The organism is Comamonas sp. 4034, assembly GCF_050434545.1.
Classification (GTDB): domain Bacteria; phylum Pseudomonadota; class Gammaproteobacteria; order Burkholderiales; family Burkholderiaceae_C; genus Comamonas; species Comamonas odontotermitis.
Window position 1 is genome coordinate 76,897 of the sequence record NZ_JBNDIT010000017.1, and the last position, 13,726, is coordinate 90,622.

The 13,726-nt window shown below is 60.4% G+C and carries 12 protein-coding genes and 1 tRNA gene; 7 read left to right on the top strand and 6 right to left on the bottom strand.

Annotated elements, in window-relative coordinates; all coding sequences use genetic code 11:
- Positions 1-112: 112 nt before the first annotated feature.
- The gene (locus ABIE32_RS17150) at positions 113-1,564 is read left to right on the top strand and encodes an MFS transporter (RefSeq protein WP_429017897.1); all 1,452 of its coding nucleotides are present in this window, start codon (positions 113-115) and stop codon (positions 1,562-1,564) included.
- Between the two features lie 8 nt (positions 1,565-1,572).
- Here ABIE32_RS17150 and ABIE32_RS17155 read toward each other — a convergent pair whose 3' ends face one another.
- Positions 1,573-1,836: a hypothetical protein gene (locus tag ABIE32_RS17155; RefSeq protein ID WP_224148992.1), complete on the bottom strand. Its 264-nt coding sequence runs from the start codon at positions 1,834-1,836 to the stop codon at positions 1,573-1,575.
- A gap of 111 nt (positions 1,837-1,947) precedes the next feature.
- Between ABIE32_RS17155 and ABIE32_RS17160 the strand changes: the two genes are divergently transcribed.
- The 3 genes from ABIE32_RS17160 (at position 1,948) to phbB (ending at position 6,131) form a co-directional block, all read left to right on the top strand.
- Positions 1,948-3,717: a PHA/PHB synthase family protein gene (locus ABIE32_RS17160; RefSeq protein WP_429017899.1), complete on the top strand. Its 1,770-nt coding sequence runs from the start codon at positions 1,948-1,950 to the stop codon at positions 3,715-3,717.
- 215 nt (positions 3,718-3,932) lie between these two features.
- Complete coding sequence (locus tag ABIE32_RS17165; protein WP_429017901.1) at positions 3,933-5,114, top strand: acetyl-CoA C-acetyltransferase; 1,182 nt, start codon at positions 3,933-3,935, stop codon at positions 5,112-5,114.
- Between the two features lie 279 nt (positions 5,115-5,393).
- On the top strand, positions 5,394-6,131 hold the full coding sequence (gene phbB, locus ABIE32_RS17170; RefSeq protein ID WP_224148990.1) for an acetoacetyl-CoA reductase: 738 nt from the start codon (positions 5,394-5,396) through the stop codon (positions 6,129-6,131).
- A gap of 56 nt (positions 6,132-6,187) precedes the next feature.
- Here the strand turns inward: phbB and ABIE32_RS17175 are convergent.
- Positions 6,188-6,261 (bottom strand) — tRNA-Gly (locus ABIE32_RS17175).
- A gap of 102 nt (positions 6,262-6,363) precedes the next feature.
- Between ABIE32_RS17175 and ABIE32_RS17180 the strand changes: the two genes are divergently transcribed.
- The gene (locus ABIE32_RS17180) at positions 6,364-6,819 is read left to right on the top strand and encodes a hypothetical protein (protein WP_429017904.1); all 456 of its coding nucleotides are present in this window, start codon (positions 6,364-6,366) and stop codon (positions 6,817-6,819) included.
- A gap of 100 nt (positions 6,820-6,919) precedes the next feature.
- Here the strand turns inward: ABIE32_RS17180 and ABIE32_RS17185 are convergent, their stop codons facing one another.
- The 4 genes from ABIE32_RS17185 to ABIE32_RS17200 all read right to left on the bottom strand — a co-directional run bounded on the left by ABIE32_RS17185 (position 6,920) and on the right by ABIE32_RS17200 (position 10,507).
- Positions 6,920-7,297 carry a c-type cytochrome gene (locus tag ABIE32_RS17185; protein WP_395024695.1) on the bottom strand — a complete coding sequence of 126 codons (378 nt, stop codon included), beginning with the start codon at positions 7,295-7,297 and terminating at the stop codon, positions 6,920-6,922.
- A gap of 219 nt (positions 7,298-7,516) precedes the next feature.
- Positions 7,517-8,713 (bottom strand): serine hydrolase domain-containing protein, encoded by a 1,197-nt coding sequence (locus ABIE32_RS17190; RefSeq protein WP_429017933.1) that lies wholly within the window; start codon positions 8,711-8,713, stop codon positions 7,517-7,519.
- A 424-nt stretch (positions 8,714-9,137) separates the two neighbouring features.
- On the bottom strand, positions 9,138-9,749 hold the full coding sequence (locus ABIE32_RS17195; protein WP_429017906.1) for a GAF domain-containing protein: 612 nt from the start codon (positions 9,747-9,749) through the stop codon (positions 9,138-9,140).
- A gap of 158 nt (positions 9,750-9,907) precedes the next feature.
- A complete protein-coding gene (locus ABIE32_RS17200; protein ID WP_377780331.1) occupies positions 9,908-10,507 on the bottom strand; it encodes an IMPACT family protein in 600 nt (199 codons plus the stop codon).
- Between the two features lie 218 nt (positions 10,508-10,725).
- Between ABIE32_RS17200 and ABIE32_RS17205 the strand changes: the two genes are divergently transcribed.
- Positions 10,726-10,908 (top strand): hypothetical protein, encoded by a 183-nt coding sequence (locus tag ABIE32_RS17205; protein WP_395024698.1) that lies wholly within the window; start codon positions 10,726-10,728, stop codon positions 10,906-10,908.
- A 325-nt stretch (positions 10,909-11,233) separates the two neighbouring features.
- Positions 11,234-13,720: a YgiQ family radical SAM protein gene (locus ABIE32_RS17210; protein ID WP_429017908.1), complete on the top strand. Its 2,487-nt coding sequence runs from the start codon at positions 11,234-11,236 to the stop codon at positions 13,718-13,720.
- The last annotated feature ends 6 nt before the right edge of the window (positions 13,721-13,726 follow it).

Consider the following 13,726-nt stretch of genomic DNA (forward strand, 5'->3'; position numbering starts at 1 on the left):
TATCCATCCGCCACGCGCGAGTGGGAGACTGCATGCCTGAGGTGCGAATCGGCTGCTGGCGCTCGCCAGTTATGCGCAGTAGCTCATATTTTCATAGCAAATCGAGCCAGCCATGGATAAGTCTCTGACACCCGATACGGTCTTGGTACAGGCACCGGCTCCAGCCATGAGAGACGGCCTTCCCATGCCCGAGCGGCGCCTCGCGATGCTGGTGATCGTGCTGGGCCTGATTGTGGCCGTGCTCGATGGCTCAATCATGAATCTGGCCCTGCCCACGGTGGCCAAGCAGCTCAATGCCCAGCCTTCGGAGGCGATCTGGATCGTCAATGCCTACCAACTGGGCACGTTGGGATTGCTGCTGCCGTTGGCGGCGCTGGGTGAGCGCATCGGCTACCGCAAGGTGTATCTCATTGGTTTGCTGTGTTTCACCATCGCGTCGGCCGTTGCCATGCTGGCGCAGTCGCTGTGGCTGCTGATTGCAGCACGCGGACTGCAAGGCATGGGGGCGGCAGGGGTGATGGCGGTGAACGCGGCGCTGGTGAGGCTGACGTACCCGGCTTCCAGGTTGGGCAAGGGCATGGCGCTCAATTCGCTGGTAGTGGCGGTGTCGTCCGTTGCCGGGCCGGGCGTGGCCGCATTGATTCTGTCGATTGCCAGCTGGCCGTGGCTGTTTGCCATCAACGTTCCGTTGGGGCTGCTGACCTTGTGGCTGGGGCGCAAGGCCTTGCCGCACAACCCACCGCAATTGCTGGCCGCGCCTCACGCACGGCTCACGCCGGTGGATGTGGTGCTGAACTTTGCCATGTTCTCGCTGGTGTTTCTGGGGGCGGAGCGCATCGGCGCTCGGCACGATGCAGCGGCCGCAGCGGGACAGGCCAGTACCGGCTGGGCCATGCTGGGGCTGGGTCTGGTGCTGGGCACCTGGTATGTGCTGAGGCAGAAAAAACTCAGCTTGCCGCTCTTGCCACTCGATCTGCTGCGCATTCCGGTGTTTGCACTGTCCATGGGGGCGTCGATTGGCGCGTTCAGCGCGCAGATGCTCTCGTTCATTGCGCTGCCATTCATGCTGCTCGATGCGCTGGGCCGCAGCCATTTTGCCGCCGGCATGCTGATGACGGCATGGTCGGCTGCCATCGTGCTGGTGGCGCCAGTGGCGGGCAAGCTCATCGGCAAGGTGGAAGACGGCCTGCTGGGCGGCATCGGCATGGCCATTCTGGCTTTCGGCCTGCTCAGCCTGGCCTTGCTGCCTGCCGACCCGGGCGACCTGAACATCGGCTGGCGCATGGCGCTGTGCGGCCTGGGTTTCGGCCTGTTTCAGTCGCCCAACAACCACACCATTGTCACCTCGGCGCCGCTGGCGCGTGCCGGAGCGGCCAGCGGCATGCTCGGCACCGCGCGGCTCACGGGGCAATCGCTGGGAGCGGTGCTGGTGGCCATCATCTTCACCCTCTGGCCTGTGACCAGCGGCAGGGGCACCACGGTGGCCCTGTACATGGCCGCTGCGTTTGCGGCCATGTCGGCGGTGTTCAGCAGCCTGCGCCTCAAGCATAAGGCAGTGCATTAGGTCTAGGGTTACTCCCTGGGCGTCTGAGCCGGCAAGGGGGTTGTGCCCTGTGCAGCTTGACGCGCCTCTTCATCTTGCTGCGCCTGTTCGGCCAGACGGCGGGCCCTGCGTCGGGCGGGTGTGCCACCGATGTACATCAGGATGCTGATGGGCAATGCGCCATAGAGCAGCAGCGTGATCACGGCGCCCAGCACGGTGCCTTGCGGGCTGACGGCTTCAACCACGGCCATCATCAGCACTACATAGAGCCAGCCAATCAAAAGCAGATACATGCTCGGAATTTACCCGAAGTAGGCGCGTGTCGGGGCTTTGGAGGCGGATTTTGGGCCTAAGATGGTATCGAAATTCATTTCATGGGCACACGGCCAACCAGGGAGACAGCGATGACGCAAGAGCAATTTTGGGGACCGGGAAGTGATCAGATGGCGCAGCTGTCACAGCTGGGCCAGCAATACGGGCAGATGTGGACGCAGGCGTTGCAAGGCCTGCAAAAGGGGATGCCCGCAATGAACGCCATGGGCGCGCCCACGGGCCTCTTCAACGGCCTGGCCCAGCCGCAGGCTGGCGGCGCGCCCGTCAGTCTGGACGCCGACAAGCTGCGGGCCATTCAGGAGCAATACGCCAAGGATGCCATGGCGCTGTGGACCGAAAGCGCCAAGGGCGTGGTGCCGGTACCCAAAGACCGGCGGTTTGCAGGCGATGCCTGGCAGCACAACCCGATGGCAGCATTGACGGCCGCAAGTTATGCCCTCAACGCCAAGGCTTTGATGGACATGGTCGATGCCGTTCAGGGCGACGAAAAGACCCGCGCCCGTATCCGTTTTGGTGTGGAACAGTGGGTAGCGGCAACGGCGCCCAGCAATTTTCTGGCGCTGAACGCTGAAGCCCAGCAAAAAGCCATCGACACCAAAGGCCAGAGCATTGCCCAGGGCATTCAGAACATGCTGGCCGACATGCGCCAGGGCCATGTGTCGATGACCGATGAATCGCAGTTCGAGGTGGGCCGGAATGTGGCCACCAGCGAGGGTGCGGTGGTGTTCGAGAATGAGCTGTTCCAGCTGATCGAGTACAAGGCGCTGACCGCCCAGGTGTACGAGCGCCCCATGCTGTTTGTGCCGCCGTGCATCAACAAGTACTACATCCTTGACCTGCAGCCTGAGAACTCGCTGATCCGCCATTCGGTGGAAAACGGCCACCGTACCTTTGTGGTGAGCTGGCGCAACCCCGACGAGAGCCTGGGCAGCAAGACCTGGGACGACTATATCGGCGATGCCGTCATCAAGGCCATCGAGGTGGTCAAAGACATTTCCGGCCAGGCGCAGATCAATGCGCTGGGTTTTTGCGTGGGCGGCACCATGCTCGTCAACGGTCTGGCGGTGCTAGCGGCACGGGGGGACAAATCGGTGGCCAGCGCCACCTTGCTCACTACCCTGGTGGATTTTTCCGACACCGGCGTGCTTGACGTGTTCATCGACGAGAACTTCGTCAAGTTTCGCGAACTGACCATGGGCAAGGGCGGTCTGATGGCCGGGCAGGATCTGGCATCGACCTTCAGCTTTCTGCGTCCGGTCGATCTGGTGTGGAACTACGTGGTGGGCAACTACCTCAAGGGCGAAACCCCGCCGCCGTTTGACCTGCTGTACTGGAACAGCGACTCCACCAACCTGCCAGGTCCTTACTACGCATGGTATCTGCGCAACTTCTATCTGGAGAACAAGCTGGTGCAGCCCGGCGCGCTCACGGTGTGCGGGGAGCCGCTCGATGTGAGCAAGATCAACATGCCGATCTATATCTATGGCTCGCGTGAAGACCATATCGTACCGATTGGCGCGGCCTATGCCAGCACCCAGGTACTGGGTGGGAAGAAGCGTTTCGTGATGGGCGCCTCCGGCCACATTGCCGGTGTCATCAACCCGCCTGCCAAGAAAAAGCGCAGCCACTGGCTGCGTGAGGACGGCAAGTTCCCCTCCGGCATCGATGCATGGCTGCAGGGGGCGGACGAGCTGCCTGGCAGCTGGTGGACGGACTGGATGGACTGGCTTGCCAAAAGCAGCGGTAAAAAGGTGGCGGCGCCCAAGGCCTACGGCAAAGCCCGCACTGCCTACAAGGCGCTGGAGCCTGCGCCGGGCAGCTACGTCAAGGCCCGGGCCTGACTGCAGCACGGCGGGCCCGCAAGCACCCCTTCGGGCCTGGCCTGCGCAGGGCTGCGTACCATCCGCATGCCGGTGCGAGGGCCGCTGGGTGGTGGGTATGTTGCAATGCAATAATGTGGGTGCTCCTGCAGGCAGGCAGCAACAGCGAGTATCGGATTTGATAGCTGAAAAGCTAAATATGACAGGCGCCAGCGCCAATTTTTAAAGGAAGAACCATGGAAGACATCGTCATCATTTCGGCCGTGCGTACGGCAGTCGGCAAGTTCGGTGGCTCGCTGGCCAAGGTGCCCGCAACGGACCTGGGGGCGACAGTAATCAAGGAAGCACTGGCGCGCGCCAAGGTGGGCGCAGACCAGGTCGATGAAGTCATCATGGGCCAGGTGCTGGCTGCTGGTGTGGGGCAGAACCCGGCGCGCCAGGCCATGATCAAGGCAGGCGTGGACAAGAAGACGCCTGCGCTGACCATCAACGCAGTGTGTGGCTCGGGTCTCAAGTCCGTCATGCTGGCTGCGCAGGCCATCAGCAATGGCGATGCCGATGTGGTGGTGGCTGGCGGCCAGGAAAACATGAGCCTGTCGCCCCATGTATTGAATGGATCGCGTGACGGCCAGCGCATGGGCGACTGGAAAATGACCGACACCATGATCGTCGATGGTCTGTGGGACGTGTACAACCAGTACCACATGGGCATCACCGCCGAGAACGTGGCCAAGGAATTCCACATCGACCGTGAAAAGCAGGATGCCTTTGCACTGGCAAGCCAGCAAAAGGCAGCCGCTGCGCAGGACGCGGGCAACTTTGCAGAAGAAATCGTCACGGTCGCCATCCCGCAGCGCAAGGGCGACCCCATCGAGTTCAAGGCTGACGAATACATCAACCGCAAGACCAATGGAGATGCACTTGCGAGCCTCAAGCCAGCCTTTGACAAGGCCGGTTCGGTCACCGCAGGCAATGCATCGGGCCTGAACGACGGTGCTGCCGCACTGGTGGTGGCCAGCGCCAAGAAGGCCAAGGAACTGGGCGCAGAGCCGCTGGCACGCATTGCAGGCTTTGCAACCGTGGGGCTCGACCCCAAGATCATGGGCATGGGCCCGATGCACGCCGTGCGCAAGGTGCTGGCCAAGACCGGCTGGAAAGAGGGCGAGGTCGACCTGTTCGAACTCAACGAAGCCTTTGCGGCCCAAGCCTGCGCAGTAAACCAGGAACTGGGCCTGGACACGAGCAAGGTCAACGTCAATGGCGGCGCCATTGCCATTGGTCACCCCATCGGTGCGTCGGGCGCTCGTATTCTCGTGACCTTGCTGCATGAAATGAAGCGCCGCGGCTCCAAGCGCGGCATTGCCGGTCTGTGCATTGGCGGCGGCATGGGCGTGGCCCTGGCTGTGGAGCGCGTATAAGCGGACACGGCGCATACAAAGCTGTCACGCATCCATGGCAGCTTTGTGACTTTCTGCAATCAAAGCCTGCATTTCGATAGCCTTTAAAATGGCTCGAATTCAAAGGAAAAAAAGCGCGCTCCACGGAGCGCGTTTTTGTTGTTTGCGCATGACATTTACCCCAAAAAATGGCGCCAAATCGAGATTCTGAGCGCTTGGCGTAAACGAGGGTTTCGGGGCCTTATTTCTTGGTTAAAGTGGTAGTGCGCTATCAAACCACGCAATACCAAGGAGATATAAATGAGTCAAAAAGTGGCCTATGTAACTGGCGGTATGGGAGGCATTGGAACGGCCATTTGCCAACGCTTGCACAAAGACGGATTCAAGGTGATTGCGGGCTGTGGCCCCACGCGTGATTTCCAGAAGTGGCTGGACGAGCAAAAGGCGCTGGGTTACACCTTCTATGCTTCGGTCGGCAATGTCGGCAGTTGGGAGTCCACGGTCGAGGCGTTTGCCAAGACCAAGGCGGAGCACGGCACGGTCGATGTGCTGGTGAACAACGCCGGTATCACCCGCGACCGCATGTTCATCAAGATGACACCCGATGACTGGCAGGCAGTGATCGAAACCAACCTGAACTCCATGTTCAACGTGACCAAGCAAGTCGTTGCCGACATGGTGGAAAAGGGCTGGGGCCGCATCGTCAATATCAGCTCGGTCAATGGCGCCAAGGGGCAAGCCGGGCAGACCAACTACTCGGCTGCCAAGGCCGGGATGCACGGCTTCTCGATGGCGCTGGCGCAGGAGCTGGCAGGCAAGGGCGTCACGGTCAACACCGTCAGCCCGGGCTATATCGGCACCGACATGGTCAAGGCGATCCGCCCCGATGTGCTGGAAAAGATCGTTGGCACCATTCCCATGAAGCGTCTGGGCGAGCCCCAGGAAATTGCCGCCATCATTGCCTGGCTGGCGTCAGAAGATGGAGGCTATGCCACGGGTGCCGAGTTCTCGGTGAACGGTGGCCTGCATACCCACTAAGCTTCTTCGCAGGCAAAGAAAAACGCGCCATTCGGCGCGTTTTCTGTTTTCGATTCTGGAGCGGGTGATGGGAATCGAACCCACGTTATTTGCTTGGGAAGCAAGAGTCCTACCATTGAACGACACCCGCGTCTGCATGCCTTGAAAAGCAACATCACGGCATGCGGGGGAGATTCTACATTGCAATTCGATCCGCGAGTGGCGAAGTTACTGAAAGTGGGGTGGCGGTCTATTGGCCATTCCAAAGGCGCAGGCTTCCGGGCTTATGCTCTGCTGCAAGAGCAGTCCTGAGGATAGAACATCCCATTTCTCGGAGAAACCGATGGCAAAAAAGACACCTGAGCAGAAAGCCGCAGAGCAAAAGCGTTACATCGCCGCATGTGGTGCAGCAAACACTGCAGAGCTGGAGCCGTTTCTGACTGATCCTAACCAGGCAATTCGGGCCACTGCAGCGATGAATCCGGATGCCGATGCAGACATTCTGGACCGTTTCGCCAATGACAAGTTCTGGGGTGTGCGTGTGGAAGTGATCCGCAATACCAATGTTGGCAAGCATACTCTTTTTCGGTTGCTGGAAAAGGACACCAGCAAACGCGGCGTGGTGCACCATGAGGCGCGTGCGAAGCTGGAACAGCTTGGCGTGGCCTTTGGTGTGGACGGAATGCCGTCCGATTCTGGCGAAGCGTAGGCGCCTAGGCGCGGTTCAGGCGCGCGCGGGCAAAATCTTCACAGCCGACCCGGCACAATGGAAAAGCGAGGCTCGGGGTGGATGTGATGCGGCATGCAAGTCAGCGGCTTCTTGAAATCTCTCCGCTCATGTATTGATGCAGATCGCGAAGGTCCTTGTTTCTCCAATTGAACGGCGCGAGCTTCACTCCGTTCTCCTGCAATGTTCTAGGGATCAAATCGCCATTGGGGCGAAGCACCACGGATGAAACAATGACGCCGGGGTAGTCATTGAGCCGTTTTTTGAACGCGGGGGTTGTCAGGTCAGGGGTTGGAGGCGTGCTTTTCCTGGCCAGCGCGCCTGTTCCTTTCAAATCAGTACCGTGGCACATGGCGCAGCGCTGAAGGTATATAGTTTTCCCATTGACGTTGTCGGCGAGCGATGGAGTTGGTCGAACCAGAGAGAACAAGGCAAGTGAGGCAATGAGAAATTTTTTCATTTTTATGCCAATTTGTTGATGAGCCGATGATGTGTCTGGAAAGAGCTTCCCCTGTGCCATGGCGGCACGGAGAGGTTCTATTTTTTTGGGGATGGTGGAATTTACAGCCTTGTCGGGGGGGGGAGCCCCAGCATCTGCTGCAATCTCTCACCGTTGATTTTGGCCTTCATCACCAGGTGGCCGTGTCGGCTGTCTTTGCCGGCAGAGGTGTGGAATTTGTCAGCGTGAATGTGCCATCAAATGCAGCGCGAGTGCATGGAATGCTGGCAGGGACGTGGGATCGTTGGCCGCATTTCCGGCGACGGGGTGTGATCCATACCGGGCGATGACCATTTCCGCCTTGGGGTCGACATAGATCGTTTGGCCGTGTACGCCACGCGCGGCAAAGGCGCCGTGTTCATTGTGCGTGATCCACCACATGTTGCGGTAAGTCCAGCCATGGAGGAGTTGGTAGCCAGCTTTCGCGAAGTCGGAGGGTTTCCCACCTTTGCGAATGTCTTCGATAGCTGCCGCCTGGACGATCTGTCTGCCGTTGTAGAAGCCATTGTTGCGAATCATTTCGCCAAAGCGGGCGAGGTCGCGCAGGCCTGTATTGAGGCCGCCGCCTGCAAATGGCGTTCCGATGGAGTCGACGGACATATAAGCATCTTGCTCCGCACCCAACTGGCTCCAGATGCGGTCTGACAATAGCTGTGCTACGGACTGTCCGGTAACCCGCGCAATGATCCAGCCAAGGGCATCGGTATTGGCCGTACGGTAGCCGAATGCTTCACCGTGCAAGCCTTGCGGTTTCACTGTTCTCAGAAATTCGTAGTAGGTGCGCGGACCGGTAAAGTCCTTGGGTTTGGGTAGCGGATTGCCGGCTGCCGCATGGGCCCAGACCTCAGCATTGGGGTCAGCGTAGTCTTCGCTGAACTGGATGCCAGTGGTCATGTCCATGATCTGGCGCACGGTTGCGCTGCCAAAAGCCGAGGAGGCGAGTTCTGGTACATATTCCGCCACCTTGCGCGCTGGATCTAACCGCCCCTCGGCAACGAGCATGGCCGCCAGTGTTCCCACGAAGGACTTTGTTACTGACATTGCCCCATGCTGACCATCTGGCTGGAGGGCGCCAAAATAGCGCTCATAGACGATGCGGCCTTGGTGCAGCACCACGATGCCATCGGTGTAGTTGGCTTGCAGCGATTCGCTCCAGGTCATCTTCTCGCCGGAGTCAAGGCGCTTGAACTCCAGTCGGTCAATGTCTTCGCGCAATGCCCTCGATAGCGACGTTGCGGGACCGAGACCACGCGAGACGTTCACTGTGGGCATCAGTTCGCGAAAGTGCGAGACACTCCAGCGCATGGCGGGAAAGCGGAAATACGAGCCATCATCAAACCGCAGAATGCGATCTGCAGGGGGAGGGGAGCCCACCATCCATCCCAGCCTGACAGGGTCGCTGGCTGCGGCATCAGGGTACTGCTGGTGCGGCGCCTTGTCCGCCGCGAGCGCATGACTGGCAAGCAAAAAGGATGCGGCAATCAGGCTTGCCATGCGATTCAGCCATTGGTGAGGTGTCATGTCCTGGGTCCATGGGGGTGTATCAAATAGCCGAAGCCTGAACGGCTCGGGAGAGCCAGGTTCGCCGCATCGTGCGGTGAGCGTGTCACCAGCCAGAACACCGGTGATCAGGCAGATGGCAAATACTCAAAGCATGGTCCATTCTCCTCCGCTGAGCCATTGCAGAGCGGAATCACGTCAACAACTGCAAGCTGCCCAGCCCGGTCTTTCGGGCTTTGTGGCGGCAATGCGACTCTTGCCAGGTGCCAGACGGATGTCCGGGGGGGGCACCCAGAGGCCTTCAGGGCCGCGTCGTGCGTGGCCTGGGGAGGGTGGGCCGGTTGTCTTCCAGCGGCTGGAGCTTCCACTGCCCGCTTTCGGCTTCGCGCTCCAGGTTGCGGCCGTCGATGCGCTTGGCCGTGTATTTGGCGATGCATTCGAGCTTTTGCAGGTCCTGCTCCCGCAGGCCAGGGTCTGGTTCGGTGCTGAAGCAGCACAGCGTGCCATACACCTGGCCATCAGACAGCACGATGGGCGTGCTCAGGTGCGCACCAACCCGGAATGGCGTCGGAGGCAGTCTGGCTTGCTCGGCATAGACCGCAGCGTCTTGTACCAGGCGGGGCAGGCGGCCGTCGAGCACACATTGGCAAAAGGATTCTTCCAGCGTGGACCCACCACCCGTTTCGATCAGCGCACGGTCGGGCTTGTGGTTGACGTACTTGAACATGCGTTTGCCGTCGCGGATTTCGGAGACGAAGATCACATCCATGTTCAGGTGCTCGCGCAGGCCATGCAGCACCTCTTTCACATTCTGGTCAATCAGCGTATCCGCTTCGTCGGCGGTTGCCACCAAAAGTTCGCTCATCGCCACTTCCAAGGCGTCCGGTGCATAGTCCCACAAATGAATTGCCATCGATCACTCCTGCCAAAAACGATGCGCGAAGGTGCAGCTTTTTCGAATTGAAGATACGAATCTTAAACACAAAAATAGGTATGTTTGGTCAGCTGTGTCGGTGGAAATGTTTTAGCAGTCGTTACAGCCCGATGAGCAACGCGCTTTGTAGAGGTTCCCTAGGGCAGATCGGGTATATCGATCCAGCCAATGCGTCCCTGGGCCAGATCGTTCATGCGATCAATGAACGCGGGGGCGGCACTGGCTGGCAATTCAATGGTGGCAACGACCTGGCTTGCGTGCTCGATGGCCAGTAGTTGGGCCTGGGCCTGCGCAATTTCGCGGCGTAACGTGCCTTCCAGTGCGTATGGAATGCTGCACTGCAGGCAGGCCATGGCCTGGCGCTCCACCTTTTCGGCCTGCAAGAGCGCTTGGGCAATGGCATCGGTATAGGCGCGCACCAGGCCGCCAGCTCCGAGCTTGACGCCGCCAAAGTACCGCACCACGGTGGCCAGCGCGCCTTCAAGCTGCTGGTGGCGCAGCACATCGAGCATGGGCCGGCCGGCGGTACCACTGGGTTCGCCGTCGTCCACCGCTGCCGACTGGCCGCCCGCCAGCAAGGCCCAGCACACATGGTTGGCGGCGGGGTGTTCGGCGCGCAGGCGCTGCACGATGGCCTGGGCCTGGGCACGGTCTGCAACGGGCTGCACACAGCCAATGAATCGGCTTTTCTTGATCAGCAGATCGCTATGGACGGCTTGCGCCAGGGTGTAGGGCATTGGACGAGGAAAGAGATGTTTGCTTACAACATGTTGGCGTCAACGAGACAGCAACGTCATGCGTTAGACACATACCATTGTTTCAATGACGGGGTGCATCGGAGACGGCGCACTGCATCAGGCAAACAGGGATAACGAGGCAAGGCGCGAGTCTACCTCGATTCTTTTTTATCAACTTCAGCCCTTTTTACTCACACAGATCTTTTTCGGGAGCACATATGCAACACCAACTGCAAACCAACTTGGACGCCTTGAACAACCATGGCTTTGGTAGAGCAGACATGGAGCTGCCTGCCTATGCAACCGAGCTCGTGGCCGCCTTGCCGGCACATCCCAGTGCCAACGATGACGACGGCTATGTGGACCTGGCGCAGCGTGTGCGTGAATGCGGAGAGTGGTGAACACTGGGCAGCTTCCCGGCCTGGAGCCGGGTGGATGCCGGGCAGGGCCAGGGTCCATTGACTGATGGAAAGAGGGCAGCGCAGGCTGCCCTTGGTTTTTGTAATCTGAGTCAAACATGCGACAATGCGAGACACATTGATGCAGCGCAATATCTGTATGGGGGCTTTCGCTGTTGGCCACCCGCGCTGCATGTTGCGAAAACTATAAAACTAATAGCAACAATACCCGTATGAAAGCGCGCTACGGGCTATTTCCCTAAAATATCGGGCCTGTTGCTGCTATGGCCTGCCCGAGCCAGAGCGCGCTTTACCCTGACTGTTGCCCATGACTGCCCCCATTGACGTCTCCTTTTTTGAACGTGCCGCCAAGCCGCTGACCAGCTACAAGCCATACTGGGCCAAGCGTTTTGGCACTGCACCGTTCCTGCCCATGAGCCGCGCGGAAATGGATCAACTGGGCTGGGACAGCTGCGACATCATTCTGGTCACGGGCGACGCCTATGTCGATCACCCGAGCTTTGGCATGTCGGTGATCGGCCGTGTGCTGGAGGCGCAGGGCTTTCGCGTGGGCATCATTGCCCAGCCGGACTGGCACAGTGCCGAGGCCTTCAAGGCCCTGGGCAAGCCCAACCTGTTCTGGGGTGTGACGGCGGGCAACATGGATTCGATGATCAACCGGTACACGGCAGACCGCAAGATCCGCTCGGACGATGCCTATACACCCGGCGACGTGGGTGGCAAGCGCCCCGACCGTGCCGCCATCGTCTACAGCCAGCGCTGCCGCGAAGCTTACAAGGATGTGCCCATTGTGTTGGGCGGGATTGAAGGCAGCTTGCGCCGCATTGCCCACTACGACTACTGGAGCGACAAGGTGCGCCGCTCCATCGTGGTGGACAGCAAGTGCGACATTCTGCTCTACGGCAATGCCGAGCGGGCCCTGGTCGAGGTGGCACATCGCATTGCGGCGCGCGAGCCTGTGGAGAGCATCACCGATGTGCGTGGCACTGCGTTCTTCCGCCGCGCGTCGGAAGAGGGCTGGTATGAGGTGGATTCGTCCATTGTGGACGAGCCCGGCGTGGTGGAGCCCCACATCAATCCGTATATGACCACCAGCGAGCAGGCCGAAGCCCAGGGGCAGACCTGTTCCAAGGAAAATGCTCCTGATTCAGGAGCAATGAACGCAGAGGTCATCAATGCTGGCGGCGTCAAAAAAGCCGAGGCAGGGCCTGCCGCCCAACCCATCCAGTTCATCCCCAACCTGTCGTTGCGCGCCAAGGGCAAGCAGCCACCGCGCGACAGGACGGTGCTGCGCCTGCCCAGCTATGAGCAGGTCAAGGCTGACCCGATCCTTTACGCCCATGCCAACCGCGTGCTGCACCTGGAGACCAACCCCGGCAATGCCCGTGCGCTGGTGCAGGCACACGGCGAGGGTGCGACGGCCCGCGATGTGTGGCTGAACCCACCACCCATTCCGCTCACCACCGCCGAGATGGACTGGGTTTTTGGCCTGCCGTATGCCCGTAGCCCACACCCCAGCTACGCTGACGCGCAGGGCAGCCATGAGGGCGAGACGAAGATTCCCGCCTGGGAAATGATCCGCACCTCGGTCAACATCATGCGCGGCTGCTTTGGCGGCTGTACCTTCTGCTCGATCACCGAGCACGAGGGCCGCATCATCCAGAGCCGCTCCGAGGATTCGATCATCCAGGAGGTCGAAGACATCCGCGACAAGGTCAAGGGCTTTACCGGAACCATCTCCGACCTGGGGGGGCCCACGGCCAACATGTACCGCCTGGGTTGCAAGAGCCCCGAAATTGAAGCGGCCTGCCGCAAGCCCAGCTGTGTCTTTCCCGGCATCTGCCAGAACCTGCACACCGACCACGCGCCGCTCATCAAGATCTACCGTCGCGCGCGCAAGCTGCCCGGCATCAAGAAGATTTTGATCGGCTCGGGCCTGCGCTACGACTTGGCCGTGAAGTCGCCCGAGTACGTGAAGGAACTGGTGCAGCACCATGTGGGCGGCTATCTGAAGATTGCGCCCGAGCACACCGAGACAGGGCCGTTGTCCAAGATGATGAAGCCCGGCATCGGCAGCTACGACCGCTTCAAGCAGCTGTTCGAGAAGTTCAGCGAAGAGGCGGGCAAGAAGCAGTATCTGATTCCGTACTTCATCGCCGCCCATCCGGGCACCAGCGACGAGGACATGATGAACCTCGCAGTCTGGCTCAAGAAGAACGGTTTCCGCGCCGACCAGGTGCAGACTTTCTACCCCAGCCCCATGGCTACCGCCACGGCCATGTATCACAGCGGTCGCAACACGCTCACCAAGGTGCGGCGCCAGATGCGCGACGCGGATGAGGAGTCGGTGGACATCGTGCGTGGCGAAAAGCGCCGCCGTCTGCACAAGGCGTTCTTGCGTTACCACGACCCGAACAACTGGCCGGTGCTGCGCGATGCGCTCAAGGCCATGGGCCGCGCCGACCTGATCGGCAATGGCAAGCAGCACCTGATTCCCACCTTCCAGCCGCTGGTGGATGGCAGCTACCAGAGTGCGCGCAAGAAGAACAGCACGTCGGCCAAGCCCGGCGGTGGCGGTCTGGGCTACACCGTGAACAAGGATGGCAAGGCGGTTGCCCTGGCGCCCCGCCGTCCGCAGGCCCAGCAGGAGCCCAAGGGCGATGTCCGGTTCCGCTCGGCGCAGCAGCCCAAGGCGGGCCAGATGCTGACGCAGCACACCGGCTTGCCGCCGCGTGCGGGCGTCAAGGTCAGCGGCAAAGCGGGCAAGCCCGGCAAAGCGCGCAGACCCGGCTGACCCACA

Excerpts from the sequence above, each read along its gene's own strand:
- ABIE32_RS17150 (WP_429017897.1), top strand. The coding sequence starts at position 113 with ATGGATAAGTCTCTGACACCCGATACGGTCTTGGTACAGGCACCGGCT.
- ABIE32_RS17155 (WP_224148992.1), bottom strand. The coding sequence starts at position 1,836 with ATGTATCTGCTTTTGATTGGCTGGCTCTATGTAGTGCTGATGATGGCC.
- ABIE32_RS17160 (WP_429017899.1), top strand. The coding sequence starts at position 1,948 with ATGACGCAAGAGCAATTTTGGGGACCGGGAAGTGATCAGATGGCGCAG.
- ABIE32_RS17165 (WP_429017901.1), top strand. The coding sequence starts at position 3,933 with ATGGAAGACATCGTCATCATTTCGGCCGTGCGTACGGCAGTCGGCAAG.
- phbB (WP_224148990.1), top strand. The coding sequence starts at position 5,394 with ATGAGTCAAAAAGTGGCCTATGTAACTGGCGGTATGGGAGGCATTGGA.
- ABIE32_RS17185 (WP_395024695.1), bottom strand. The coding sequence starts at position 7,297 with ATGAAAAAATTTCTCATTGCCTCACTTGCCTTGTTCTCTCTGGTTCGA.
- ABIE32_RS17190 (WP_429017933.1), bottom strand. The coding sequence starts at position 8,713 with ATGGTGGGCTCCCCTCCCCCTGCAGATCGCATTCTGCGGTTTGATGAT.
- ABIE32_RS17195 (WP_429017906.1), bottom strand. The coding sequence starts at position 9,749 with ATGGCAATTCATTTGTGGGACTATGCACCGGACGCCTTGGAAGTGGCG.
- ABIE32_RS17200 (WP_377780331.1), bottom strand. The coding sequence starts at position 10,507 with ATGCCCTACACCCTGGCGCAAGCCGTCCATAGCGATCTGCTGATCAAG.
- ABIE32_RS17205 (WP_395024698.1), top strand. The coding sequence starts at position 10,726 with ATGCAACACCAACTGCAAACCAACTTGGACGCCTTGAACAACCATGGC.
- ABIE32_RS17210 (WP_429017908.1), top strand. The coding sequence starts at position 11,234 with ATGACTGCCCCCATTGACGTCTCCTTTTTTGAACGTGCCGCCAAGCCG.